The organism is Pseudomonas sp. H2_D02 (assembly GCF_054677635.1).
In genome coordinates this window covers 2,666,867-2,681,194 of record NZ_CP162816.1, presented here as the reverse complement: position 1 = coordinate 2,681,194, position 14,328 = coordinate 2,666,867, and the positions used below count along the sequence as shown (strand labels likewise).

Annotated in this window: 2 protein-coding genes; both read right to left on the bottom strand. The window is 64.5% G+C overall.

Annotated elements, in window-relative coordinates; genetic code table 11:
* Positions 1 to 131: 131 nt before the first annotated feature.
* The gene (locus AB4N42_RS12450; protein ID WP_460116260.1) at positions 132 to 944 is read right to left on the bottom strand and encodes an alpha/beta fold hydrolase; all 813 of its coding nucleotides are present in this window, start codon (positions 942 to 944) and stop codon (positions 132 to 134) included.
* 195 nt (positions 945 to 1,139) lie between these two features.
* Positions 1,140 to 14,126 carry a non-ribosomal peptide synthetase gene (locus AB4N42_RS12445; protein WP_460116259.1) on the bottom strand — a complete coding sequence of 4,329 codons (12,987 nt, stop codon included), beginning with the start codon at positions 14,124 to 14,126 and terminating at the stop codon, positions 1,140 to 1,142.
* Between the last annotated feature and the right edge of the window lie 202 nt (positions 14,127 to 14,328).

Below are 14,328 nucleotides of genomic sequence, written 5' to 3'. Positions count from 1 at the left end.
GCGAGGGGATTTATCCCCGCTGGGTCGCGAAGCGGCCCCAACACTGTCGACTTGGTTTGTCAGCTTCACCGAGGTATCTGGTTTTGGGGCGGCTGCGCAGCCCAGCGGGGATAAATCCCCTCGCCACAAAGTCAGTGCATCCGTTTCAGGAATTTCAACAACGCCTCGGTCACAAACTGCGGATTCTCCAGGTTGGAAATATGCCCCGCCTGTGGAATCAGCACATGATCGCAGCCAATCAGCTCGGCCATTTCCAACGCCTCGGACGGTGGCCGAGGCTTGTCCTGGTCACCGCACATCACCAGCGTGCGCTTGGCGTTCAATCCAGGCAGGCGCGGCAGGATGTCGTCCCGACCAAAAATGATCCGCCCCAACGGCACGATGCTGTCCTTCAGGCGCTCAGTCGGCAGCGCGGCCAATGCGGCGCGGAACTGTTGATAAAGCGAGGACTGCGGATCGATGCCCGGCCGGAAGAAAATCGGCACGATGATGTCCAGCAAAGGCTCGGGAATTGCGCCGCTGGCTTCGATCTTGTCGAACAGCGAAAAGTAATACAGCCGGGTCGGCTCCGGCTCGACGCCGACGTAGGTGTCCATCAACACCAGCGACTTCACGCGCTCGGGCGCGGCCAGCGCCAGCCGCGCGCCCCACATCCCGCCCACCGACAACCCGACCAGGTTGAAGCAGTCGATCTCCAGGTGATCCATCAACGCCAGCGTTTGACGGGACAGGTCGTCCAGCGAATTCATGCCCTCAGGCAAACGTCCTGACTGCCCATGGCCCCACAGCTCCGGGACGATGACTCGATAGTGCTCCGATAACGCATCAATCTGCGGCGCCCACATGCTCTGGTCCCACAGATAACTGCTGCCCAGCACCACCACCGGGCCATGGCCCTGGTCCAGGTAATGGAGCGGTTGTCCGTCAATCGTTGCAAAGGGCATCGGTGGCCTCCTTGTTTGGGAATGAAAAAACCTTGGGGAGACTGGGCCGCGAAGCGCCAGACGTCAACCTTGGGTCCCTGAGGTGCTGTCAATGGCCTCATCGCGAGCAAGCTCGCTCCCCACAGGGAGTGATCGACACAAATCCCATGTGGGAGCGAGCTTGCTCGCGATGGGGCCGTTACACGCACCGCAAAACTAAAGCCCTTCCAACTCCGCCATCAAATCATTCAACCGATCCACCTTCTCCTCGGTGATTTCACTGGCCTCCAACCCACCGATGTATTCAGCCAATTCCCGCACGGTGCTGCACTCGAACATGGCCCTGAGCGGCACGTCCCGTTGCAAGGCTTTTTGCACGCGCGAGGCGATTTGTGTCGCCAGCAACGAGTGCCCGCCCAGTTCGAAGAAATTGTCTTGTACGCCCACCCGTTCGGCCTTCAACACCTCGGTCCAGATATCGGCCAGGGTTTGTTCAAGATCGCTGCTGGGCGCCTGGTAGTCCTGACTCTGCAGTTGACCGATTTCCAGCGCCGGCAGCGCCTTGCGATCGAGTTTGCCGTTGGCATTGAGGGGCAGGCGATCGAGCCACAGCCAGTGCAGCGGCACCATGTATTCCGGTAATTCGCTGCGCAGGCGCTGTTTGATTCGATCCAGGCGTTCGCTCGGGCTCAGCGTGGCGTCGGCGGCAACCAGATAGCCCACCAAGTGCTTGCCATTGACGCCTTCCTGCACACCGACGGCCGCGTCGCGGACTTCGGGCTGCTCGTGCAGCCGTGCTTCGATTTCCCCCAGTTCGATGCGGTAGCCACGAATCTTCACCTGATGGTCGATGCGCCCGACGTATTCCAGCACGCCATCGCTGCGGCGACGTGCCAGGTCGCCGGTGCGGTACAGCCGCCCGCCCGGTGCGCCGAACGGGTTGGGCACGAACACCGGCGCGGTACGCAGCGGATCGCCGACATAACCACGCCCCACCCCGGTTCCGGCGACGCACAGCTCGCCCACCGCGCCCACTGGCACCAGTTCCAGGGCGCCGTCGAGCAGGTACAAACGGTTATTGTCGGTCGGCGTACCGATGGGCAGGTAGGTGCCACGGGTCGAGGCCATGTCGACTCGGAAGAACGCCACGTCATCGGAACATTCGGCCGGGCCGTAGGCATTCACCAGGCCGATGTCCGGGTAACGCGCCAGCCACTGATGGGCAAGTTCCGGTGGCATCGCTTCGCCAGTGGGCAGCATCCAACGCAAGCCATCCAGGCCGATGCGCTCCTGGGCAAGCATGCCCTGGATCAACGACGGCACGCTCTCCAGCACGGTAATGCCCTGGCGTCCGACATGGTCCAGCAGTCCTTGCGGATCGTGGGCGATCACATTGGGCACGATGTCCACCCGAGCCCCGAACAACGGCGCGGCCAGGAACTGCCACACCGAAATATCGAAGCTCTGGGACGCAGTCTGGGCAATCACATCGGCCTCATCCAGCGCCAGGTACGGCACTTTGCTGAGCTGGTTGTTGAGCATGCCGCGCTGCTGGACCATCACACCTTTGGGCAACCCGGTGGAGCCAGAGGTGTAGATCACGTAGGCGAGGTTGTCCGGCCCGCTGTAAACGCCGGGATTGTCCACCGCCTTATCACTGGCCTGGACGTCTTCCCAGACCAGCAGCTTCGGCCGCCCGGCACAGGCGAACGCTTCCAGCAAGGCCAGCGCCTGCTCGTGACAAGCCCGCGTGCACACCAGCAACGGCGTGCGACTCAATTCGATGATGCGACTCAGGCGCTGGCTCGGCAGGCCCGGGTCCAGCGGCAGGTAACCGCCGCCGGCCTTGAAGCTGCCGATGATCATGCCGAGTAAATCCAGGTCGCGCTCAGCGAGCAGCGCCACTGGCTGGTCGAGACCGACGCCCGCCTCCACCAGCGCATGACCGAGGCGGTTGCTGCGCTCGTTCAACTCGGCGTAAGTCCAGGTGTCGTCCTGGCAACTGGCGGCAATACGTTGCGGATGAGCCGCCACCCGGGCCTCGAACAGCTCGACGTAACTCTCCTCCAGCGGATAGGTCCGCGCGCTCTGGTTGCAACCTTCGATGAGGAAATCCTTCTCTTCAGATCCGATCAGCGCCAACTCGGCCATGTCACCGTGGAAACCTTCCATCAACGCCAGCAGCAATCGCTTGAACTCGCCCAGCAGCCCTTGGACCGTCGACTCATCGAAGTAACGCTGGTCGTAGGACAGGTGCAGCCCCAGATCGTCGCCCGGATAACACACCGCCGTCAGCGGGAAGTTGGTGTGGGTGCGGCCTGAATCCGAGGTGGCGTTGAGACTCTGGGCGCGGTCCAGCACCGAAACCTCCACCGGCGCGTTCTCGAACACGAACAGGCTGTCGAACAACGGCTGGCCCTTGGGCAGCTCGCTGACTTCCTGGATGCTCACCAGCGGCAGGTATTCGTACTCGCGCAGTTGCATGTTGCTGTCCAACAAGCCGTTGAGCCATTGGCGCACGCTGCAGCGCTGGTCATCCGCCGGGATCCGCACCCGCAAGGCAACGCTGTTGATGAACAGCCCCACCGTGCGCTGCATCTGCGGCAGCTCCACCGGACGCCCGGCCACGGTGACGCCGAACAATACGTCGCGATCACCGCTGATACGGCGCAACACCAGGGCCCACGCCGCCTGGGCGAAAGTGTTGACGGTCAATTGATGGGCCTGGGCCAGCTCGCGCAGGCGCGCACCGTCCCGGGCGTCGAGGCGGGTGTAGCAATCGCCGACGACCATGCCGCCGCTGTCACCGGCGTGTTCGCGCAGGAACGGCCGGTCACCCGGGATCGGCGTGGTCCGCTCGAAGCCTTGCAGGTTCTGTTTCCACCATTGCCGGGCTTCGGCCAGGCCCTGGCGCTGCAGCCAGCCAATATAGTCTCGATAGCGCGGCGGCACGGCCAGGCGAGGCTCGCGCTGTTCACCGAGGGCGGTGTAGATCTCGAAGAAATCATCCATCAGCAACGAACGACACCACGCATCGATGAGGATGTGGTGGTTGCTCATCATGAACCAGTAGCGCGCCGCGCCAACTCGGATCAAACGCAAGTGGAACGGCGCCTCGTTCAACAGATCGAAACCGGCCTCGCGCTCGCGCTTGAGCAGCGCCTGGAGCTTGGGCTCCTGGGCGTCGTCGGGCACTTGCGTCCAGTCGAGGTATTCCACCGACGTGCGGCCGGGCTTGTGGATGACCTGCAGCATGTCTTCGCCGACGTTCCAGCAGAACGAGGCGCGCAAGGCTTCGTGACGGGCGATCACCGCTTGCCAGGCCTGGGCGAACCGCTGCGGGTCGAGTTCGCTGTTGATGCGGTAGCGGTCCTGCATGTAATACAGGCCGGTGCCCGGTTCCAGCAATGTGTGCAGCAGCATGCCTTCCTGCATCGGCGTCAGTGGGTAGACGTCTTCGATCTCTGCGGCCGGCACCGGCAGGTTGTCCAGCTGTGCCTGGGTCAGTTTCGCCAGCGGGAAGTCCGACGGCGTCAGGCCGCCCGCCTCGTCCGTGAGGCAATGTTCGATCAGGTGCTGCAATTCCTCGAGGTAGGCGTCGGCCAGCGCGGCGATGGCCTGGCGATCATGGCGCTCGGCGCTGAAGGTCCAGCGCAGCGCCAGTTCGCCGCCACTGACCTGGCAGTCGAGGCTCAGTTCGTTGGGCAGCGGTGCGTCAGGGTCATGGATCGCGCCAAGCGCTTCGTCCAGCGGGCGGAACAACGCCTCCTGGCCGAGGGCATGGTCGAGCTGGCCGAGGTAGTTGAAGGTGATCGTCGCTTGCGGCAGGCAGGCCATGGCCTCGCGGGTGCCGATGTCTGCGAGGTAACGCAGCACGCCATAGCCGAGGCCCTTGTGCGGCACCGCGCGCAGCTGTTCCTTGATGGCTTTGATCGAGTTGCCGATGTCAGCGGCCGACGGGCTCAGGCGCAGCGGATAGACGCTGGTGAACCAACCCACGGTGCGGGTCAGGTCGATGTCATCGAACAGCGCCTCGCGGCCATGTCCTTCGAGCTGGACCAGCACCGATTCATGCTGGCTCCAACGGCACAACACCCGGGCCAGCGCGGTGAGCAACAGGTCATTGACCTGGGTGCGATAGGCGCTGGGGGCTTGTTGCAGAAGTTGCCGGGTGCGCTCGGCGTCCAGGCGCAGGCTGACGATGTCGGCATGCCGTTCCTGCCGCCCGCCGTCGGGACGGGCGCAAGGCAGCGTCACGTCCGGGCCACTCAACTGGCCTTGCCACCAGCTCAACTCTTCGCGCAGGGACTCACTGCCGGCGTAAGCCTGCAAACGCGCGGCCCAGTCACGGAACGGGCTGGTCTTGGCCGGCAATTGCAGCGTTTGTCTGTCGAGGCATTGGCGATAGGCGGTTTGCAGGTCGTCCATCAACACCCGCCACGACACACCGTCCACCACCAAGTGGTGGATCGCGATCAGCAAGCGCTGCCGACCATCAGGCAACTCTGCCAACACGGCCCGCAGCAGCGGCCCGTTCGACAGCGCAAAGCCTCGCTGCGCCTGGGCAAACACGGCTTCGCAGGCTTGCGGCGAATCCACCGACACAGCCTCCAGCAGCGCCCCTTCGAACACTGGCTGATGCTCGGCGCGCCAGTGCCCGGCGCGGTTGCCGAAGCCCAGGCGCAAGGCGTCGTGCTGCTCGAACACCGCGCGCAACGCTTGCTCCAGGTAACCCGGCTGCAAGCGCAGGGTCGGCTCCAGCAACAGCGCCTGGTTCCAGTGATGACGGCTGGGTATTTCACTGGCGAAGAACCAATGCTGGATCGGCGTCATCCCCGACTCGCCGCTCAACAATCCTTGCTCGGCGCTCACTTGTTCGCTGCGCGTGGCGACGGTCGCCAGGGCCTGCACGGTCTGGTGCTGGAACAAATCCCTCGGCGTGAAATGCAGGCCCTGTTGCCGGGCCCGGCTGACGACCTGGATCGACAGGATCGAATCGCCGCCCAGCTCGAAGAAATTGTCGTTGAGGCCGACCTGCCTGACGTTCAACACGTCGCACCAGATCGTCGCCAACGCTTGCTCCAAGGCACTGCTCGGCGCCACGTACTGTTGGCGATTGAGTTCGGGATCGGGCGTCGGCAAGGCGCGGCGGTCGAGCTTGCCGTTGGCGGTCAGCGGCATGCTCGGCAACAGGATCAGGTGCGCGGGCACCATGTAGTCCGGCAGTTGCGCCTTGAGGTGATTCTTCAGCGCTTCACGCAGCGCCGCTTGCCCGGCGGCATCCTGTTCGGCGATGTCGCTGACCAGGTAACCAGCCAATTGCTTGCCGCCCGGCATATCCAAGGCCAGTACCACGGCCTCGCGCACGGCGTCGTGTTCCAGCAGGCGGGTTTCGATTTCCCCCAGTTCGATACGGAAACCGCGAATCTTCACCTGATGGTCGATCCGCCCCAAATACTCCACCTGACCGTCGGCGCGCTGGCGCACCAGGTCCCCGGTGCGGTACAGCCGTCCGCCGTCAGTGCTGAACGGATCGGCGACGAAGCGCTCGGCGGTCATGCCCGGCCGCTGATGATAACCCTGGGCCAACCCGGCGCCGCCGACATACAACTCACCCGTCGCGCCTTGCGGCACCAAGGCCAGGTCGGCGTCGAGAATGTAAGCGACACGAGCGCCGATCACGCTGCCGATCGGTACGCTGCCGGCGCCCTCTTCCAGTTGTTCCGGGGCCAGGCTCGCCAGCGGCATGACCACGGTTTCGGTCGGGCCATAGGCGTTGAAGAACAGGTTCGGGCTGAACGCGGCGCGGATACGCTGCAGATGTTCGCCGGTCAGGGCTTCGCCACCGGTGATGCACATGCGCACCGGCAGCGTCTGGCCCTGGGTTGCCAGCCATTGCGCCAATTGGCTGCCATAGCTGGGCGTGAAACCGAGGATGTTGATGCGGTGCTGGCGGATCAGGCCGCAGATTTCTTCGGCATCCCACTGGCCCTGCGCGCGCAGCACCACGTGGGCGCCACTGAGCAACGGCACCAGCAAGCGCTCGGTGGCGGCGTCGAAATTGATCGAATAAAAATGCAGTTCGCAGTCATCGGGACGCATGCCGAAGCGCTGGATCACTGCCTGGCAATGCATGGCGATCTCACCGTGGGACACCACCACCCCCTTGGGTTTGCCGGTGGAGCCGGAGGTGTAGATCAGATAGGCCTGGTGCTGCGGTAGGTTGATCAGCGGCGGCGACTGGTCGGGATAATCCGCCAGGGCCTCGCGATCGTCCTCCAGGCACCAGCGCTGCACGCCCTCCGGCAGTTGGCCGATGGCTTGGAACATGGCCCGATCGCTGAGCAGCAAGCCGACGCCGCTGTCCTCGATCATGTAGAGCAAGCGGTCCAGCGGATATTCCGGATCCAGCGGCACGTAGGCGCCACCCGCCTTGAGGATCGCCAGCAGGCCGACGACCATGTCCAGCGAGCGCTCCAGGGCCAGCCCTACCCGGACCTGCGGTCCGACGCCACGTTCGCGCAACATCCAGGCCAGGCGATTGGCCCGGCGCTCGAGTTCGGCATAGGCCAGGGTCTGCCCGGCGAACGTCAGCGCCGGCGCATCCGAGCGCAACCGGGCCTGCGCTTCGAACAATGAATGGATGCATTGATCCAGGCGATGCTCGCCCGGCTCTTCGCCGAGGCTGTCGAGCAGCTGCTGCTGTTCACTGGCGTCCAGCAGCGGCAGCTCGCTCAGCCGCCGAGCCGGATCCACCAGCAGCGCTTCCAACAGGTTGCGCCAATGCCCGGCCATGCGGGCGATGCGCGGTTCGTCGAACAGGTCGGTGCTGTAGGTCAGGCAGCAGCCCAGGCGTTGGTCCAGGTCAGTGACTTCCAGGTTGAGGTCGAACTTGGTCGCCCGCGCATCGTTGACCAGGTAGTCGACGCTCATACCGGCCAGCGTGCGGCTCTGCTGGAACTCCCAGCGCTGCACGTTGCACATCACTTGGAAGAGCGGGTTGTACGCCGCACTGCGCGGCGGTTGCAGGGCTTCGACCAAATGATCGAAAGGCAGGTCCTGGTGGGACTGCCCCTCGATGACCGTGTGGCGCACCTGCTCGAACAACTCGCCCACCGACATCTGCCCGTCGAGTTGGCAACGCAGCACTTGGGTATTGAGGAACGCGCCGATCAGCCCTTCGCTTTCCGGACGGATGCGATTGGCCACCGGCGCGCCGATGCGCAGGTCGGTCTGGCCGCTGTAGCGATAGAGCAGCACGGCCAGGGCGGCGGTCATGGTCATGAACAGGGTCAAGCCATGCTCGGCGTTGAACGCTCGGACCCGTGCGGCCAAGTCATCGCTGAGGTCGAAACGGAACAGTTCGCCGCGATAACTTTGCACCGGCGGACGCGGGCGGTCCGCCGGCAATTCCAGCAAGGGATGTTCGCGGCCCAGTTGCGCGGTCCAGTAATCGAGCTGGCGCTGGCGCTCGCCGGACTCCAGCCATTGGCGCTGCCAGGCGCTGTAGTCGAGGTATTGCACCGGCAACGGCTCCAGCGGTGACTCGCGGTCATCGATGAAGGCTTCGTACAGCGCACTGAGCTCGCGGGCGAAAATGTCCATCGCCCAACCTTCGGTGACGATGTGGTGCAGCGTCAGCACCAGGTAATGTTCGCGCTCGGCGGTCTTGACCAGGCAGGCCCGCAGCAGCGGCCCGGTTTCCAGATCGAAGGGTTCGTGGGCCTCGCTGTCCGCCAGTTGTTGCACGCGTTGTTGGCGAAGGTCGGCATCGAGCATGGAAAAATCTTTCCAGCCCATGCGCAGGCCCGTCTCGTCGTGTACCTGTTGGCGAGGCACGCCGTCGATGCTTGGGAACGTGGTGCGCAAGGTTTCATGGCGCAGGATCAAGGCCTGCAACGCCGCTTCGAAGCGCCCAACATCCAGCATTCCGCGCAACCGAGCCATGCCGCCGACGTTATAGGCCGGGCTGTCCGGCTCCATTTGCCAGAGGAACCACATGCGCTGCTGGGAATAGGACAGCGGCACCGGTTGGCTGCGGTCGACTTTCTCGATCGGCGGCTGGCGGTTGGTCCGACCGCTGGCCTGGATCAGCCGCACCTGCTCGGCGAAGGTGCCCAGCTCGCTGGCTTCGAACAGCGTACGCAACGGCAGCTCGACGTCGCAGGCCTGGCGCGTGCGGGAAATGATCTGGGTCGCCAGCAACGAATGGCCGCCCAGGGCAAAAAAATCATCCCGCAGGCCGATGCGGGCAAGGCCGAGCACGTCGCGCCAGATTCCGGCGATCTGCTGTTCGAGGGCGGTGGCCGGCTCGACGTGTTCGCGCACCTGCCATTGCGGCTCCGGCAAGGCGCGACGGTCGAGCTTGCCGCTCGGGCTCAAGGGCATGGCGTCCAGGCGCAACAATTGCGCGGGCACCATGTAGTCAGGCAGCTCGCTGGCGAGGGCGTTTTTCAAGCGAGCGGCTTGGTCGGCCGCCTCTTCATCGGGCGTTGCTGCGGTGTAATAGCCGATCAACTGCGGACCGGCCGCCGTGTCGCGCACCAGCACCGCCGCCTGGGCGACGCCATCCTGGGCCAGCAAGCGCGCCTCGATTTCCTGTGGTTCGACACGGAAACCGCGCAACTTGACCTGTTGATCGAGGCGGCCGAGGTATTCGATCACGCCGTCGGCATCCCAGCGCGCCAGGTCGCCAGTGCGGTACAGGCGTGCGCCAGCCGATCCTTGGGGATCGGCGATAAAACGTTCAGCCGTCAGCGCGGGACGCCCGAGGTAACTCCGGGCCAGGCCCAGGCCACCGATGCACAGCTCACCCGGCACGCCGACGGGCACGGGATTGAGTTCGTTGTCGAGGATGCGGCACAGCACGTTAGCCAAGGGACGACCGATGGGCGAGCGCTCGCCATCGCCTGCGGTGCAATGCCAATGGGTGACGTTGATGGCGGTTTCGGTCGGGCCGTAGCGATTGTGCAACTGCGCCGTCGGCAGTTGCGCGAGCACTCGGTTGCGCAACTCGGCCGGCAAGGCTTCGCCGCCGGAGAAAATCCGCCGCAGGCTCGTGCAACGGGCACTCAAGGGCTCGTCGATAAACAGGCTGAGCAGCGGCGGGACGAAGTGCAGCGTGGTCACGCCGAACTGCTCGACCAGTTGCGCAATGCGGTGCGGGTCGCGGTGTTCGCCCGGGCCCGCCAGGACCAATTGGCTGCCGGTGATCAGCGGCCAGAAGCATTCCCAGACCGACACGTCGAAACTGATCGGCGCCTTTTGCATCAACACGTCGGTCTCATCCAGCCCATAGGCGGCCTGCATCCATTGCAGGCGCTCGGCCAGGGCCGCGTGAGTATTGCCGACACCCTTGGGTTGGCCGGTCGAGCCGGAGGTGTAGATCACGTAGGCCAGATGATCGCCGTGCAGGTGCAGCTCCGGCGGATTGCTCGGCCATTGCTCCAGGTGCAGCGCGTCCATGGCGATGACGCTGACGCCCTCGCAGGCCGGCAAGCGTTCGAGCAGTGCGGTTTGGGTCAGGAGCAGATCGACACCGCTGTCGTGGAGCATGTAGGCCAGGCGTTCGCTCGGGTAATCGACATCCAGCGGCACGTAGGCGCCGCCGGCCTTGATGATCGCCAGCACGCCGATAAGCAACTGCGGCGAGCGTTCGGCGGCAATCGCCACGCACACGTCCGGGCCGACACCTTTGTCGCGAAGATAATGGGCCAGCCGATTGACCTGGGCGTGCAGCTCGGCGTAGTCCAGCGCACCACCGTCCCACTGTAATGCAGTGCGTTGCGGGGTGCGGCGGGCCTGCTCATTGAGCAGTTCCGGGAGCCATTGCGTGGCGGGCTCGCAGGGTGCCGCCGCCCAACGCTGCTGCTGGGCGCGTTCTTCGACGCTCAGCAGAGGCAAGTCGCCGAGGGCCTGTCGTGGATCAGCGCAGACCGCCCGCAGCAAGCTGCAAAAATGCTCGGCCAGGCGTGCGATGGTCGCCGCCTCGAACAGCTCGTCCGCGTAGTCGAACGACAGTGTCAGCCGGCCGTTACGGTCTTCTTCGCTGTGCAATTGCAGGTCGAACTTGGCTTCGCGGCTGTGCCATGGCAATTCATCGGCCAACAGCCCCGGCAGGCGCCGCAACGCGCCAAGGTCGCGCTGCTGGTGGTTGAACATCACTTGGAACAGGCCTTGTTCGCGAGCCTGGGGGAAAGCTTCCAGCAGTTGTTCGAAGGGCAGGTCCTGATGAGCCTGGGCGCCGAGCGTCGCCTCCCGGGCCTGGGCCAACAGCGCGGCGAAGGGCCGGCGCGAATCGGTTTGCGCGCGCAGCACCTGGGTGTTGATGAAGAAGCCGATCAGCCCTTGGGTTTCCAGGCGCGGGCGGTTGGCGTTGGGCACGCCGATGCGCAGGTCGGATTGGCCGGTGTAGCGCTGCAGCAAGGCCTGGAACGCCGCCAGCAACAGCATGAATACCGTGGCGTCGTGCGCCTGGGCGACCTGGCGCAGGGCATCACCGAGCGTCTTGTCCAGGCGCAGGCTATGGCGCGCGGCGCTGCGATGCCGCTGGGCACTGCGCGGATGGTCGGTGCTCAGCGCCAGGGTCGGGTGCTCATCGCCCAACTGCTCTTTCCAATAGCGCAGTTGGCGCTCGGCTTCGCCCTGGGCGAGCCATTGTCGCTGCCAACTGCCGTAGTCGGCGTATTGCAGGGGCAGCGGTGCCAGTTCGGCGGTGCGTCCTTGGGACGCGGCGGCATATAGCCGCGAGAACTCGTCGATCAAGACGTTCATCGACCAGCCATCGGCGATGATGTGATGCATCGTCACCAGCAACTGATGATCGTCTTCAGCCAGGCGCAACAAGGTGACCCACAGCAGCGGTCCCTTTTCCAGATCGAACTGAGTGGCCGCTTCGTCTTCGCGGATCTGCCGCGCCCGGGCTTCGCGCTCGTAGGCAGGCATGTCGCTGAGGTCGATCACCTGAAGATTGAACTCACCGGCTGGATCAATCTGTTGCAGGGCCACGCCATCGCGCTCCAGAAAGCGCGTGCGCAAGGATTCGTGGCGCTCGATCAATTGCTGAAAGCTCTGGCGCAGCGCTTGTTCGTCCAGCTCGCCACGCAGGCGCAGGGCGCCGGGGATGTTGTAGGCGCGGCTAGCAAGGTCCAGTTGCCAGGTCAGCCACAAACGGTTCTGGGCCAGGGACTGCGGCAGGGCTTCATCGCGGGCCAACGAATTGATAACGCCCTGGGGCTGGCCTCCGTCTTGTTGCAGATTCGCCACCGCCGTCGCGAAAGCGCCTAGGGTCGGCGCTTCGAAGAGCAGGCGCAGGCTGAGCTCCACGCCCAGCACTTCACGCAACCGCGCAATCACTTGGGTGGCAGTGATGGAGTTACCGCCCAGCAGGAAGAAATGGTCAGCGCTGCGTACCCTATCGACCTGCAAGTGCTCGCACCAGAGTTGGCCGATCAGGTCTTGCAGCTCGGATGACGGCGCGAACTCGTCGACAGTCCCAGCCTTTGCCGAGGGAAACAATGCATAGCTGTCGAGGCTGCCGTCCGCCAATCGCGCGCGGCACGCCGAACGTTGCAGTTTGCCGCTGGACGTCTTCGGCAGCGCCCCCGGGTTGAGCAGCACCACCACGCTCGGCGCTTGCTGGCAGGCCTCGGCCACGGCCTGGCGAATCGCGTTGATCAAGGCTTCGGGAGACAGGATCTTCTGCACGCTGCGGCTGATCTCGGCGGCGATGCCGATGCCTTCCTCACCCGCCTCGTTGACGGCGAAGGCGGCGACGCGGCCTTTGCGCACCACCTCCACTTCCCGCTCGATGGTCTGCTCGATGTCCTGTGGATAAAGGTTGTGCCCGCGCACGATCAGCATGTCCTTCAAGCGTCCGGTGATGAACAGTTCGCCTTCGCGGACAAAACCCAGGTCACCGGTGCGCAGCCACGTGCGGCCGTCATGCTCGACGAAGGTCTTGGCGCTGGCCTCGGGGTTGCGCCAGTAACCGTGGGCGATGCTCGGCCCGGCGGCCCAGACTTCGCCGACCTGATTGTCGGCCAACGGTTGCAAGGCGTTGGGCTCCACGATCAGCACCGCATGGCCCGGCTGGTTTACACCGCAGCTCATCACCGCGCTGCCCTGCCCCGGTTCGGCACGGTTCTGCGTCAAGGCCGCGTCGTCCATGCGCATCGAGGGAATGCCCTGGCCACGTGGCGTGCCGGCGACGAACAACGTCGCCTCAGCGAGCCCGTATGAGGCCATGAAACTGTCAGCCGTGAAGCCGCATGCCGCGAACTTCTCGGCGAAGCGCTCCAGGCTGTCGAGGCGGATCGGCTCGGAGCCGGAATAAGCGACGCGCCAGCCGCTCAGGTCGAGGCGGCCCAGGGCAGACTCACTGACCCGTTCGCTGCACAGGCGATAGGCGAAGTCCGGGCCGCCGCTGATGGTGCCGCCGTATTCGCTGATCGCTTCGAGCCAGCGCAACGGCCGGGCGAGGAAATAGGCCGGCGACATCAGTACACAAGGCACGCCACTGAAGATCGGCTGCAACAACCCGCCGATCAGCCCCATGTCGTGATACAGCGGCAGCCAGCTAACGATGACATCGTCAGGATTCACATCGATGCCGAAACCATGACGAATCAACAGCTCATTGGCGACGAGGTTGCCGTGGCTGACCTGCACGCCCTTTGGCAATGCAGTGGAGCCGGAGGTGTATTGCAGGAAAGCGATGTCATTGTCTTGCAGGTCCGGCGCCTGCCATTGCTCGGCGCGGGCCGGATCGAGCGTATCGACGCACAACACTGGCGGCGCCGATTCGATGGCCTGCAAGGTGTCGCGCAAGTCAGCGGTGGTCAGCAACAACCGGGGTTCGGCGTCGGCGATGATCGACAGCAAGCGCTCCTGATGATGCCGACGGGTGGACTCCGGCGGATAGGCCGGTACAGCGATCACACCGGCGTACAGGCAGCCGAAGAACGCCGCGACGTAATCAGGGCCGCTGGGAAACAGCAGCACCGCTCGATCGCCGATTTTCGCTTCGCCCTGCAACGCCGCCGCGATCGTCCGGGCGCGCCGGTCCAGGTCGCAATAACTCAGTACCACGCCCTGCTGCGGACTGTCGGCAAGGAAGCGCAAGGCGACCCGATCCGGAGTCAACGCGGCGCGGCGCTGGAGGGCATGGGCCAGGGTGCTTGGGAGTTCGAACGCGTCGGTCATGGGGGGTTCCTGCCTGAAATTCGGCTTGCAAGTAGTCACCCATGGGGACGGATAACACCGCCAGATAATTAGTCGCTGCTCCCAGGCAACGCGCGCGCAGCGGCGCTCAGGCCCGTAGCACCCCGCGACAACGAGTCGCAGCGCTCAGTCTGGACTTCCTTTCATCAATAATTCTTCTTCTCAATTGACAATAATTATCATT

What these genes read in the sequence shown, in the direction of transcription:
- AB4N42_RS12450 (WP_460116260.1), bottom strand. Translation starts at nt 944, where the DNA reads ATGCCCTTTGCAACGATTGACGGACAACCGCTCCATTACCTGGACCAG.
- AB4N42_RS12445 (WP_460116259.1), bottom strand. Translation starts at nt 14,126, where the DNA reads ATGACCGACGCGTTCGAACTCCCAAGCACCCTGGCCCATGCCCTCCAG.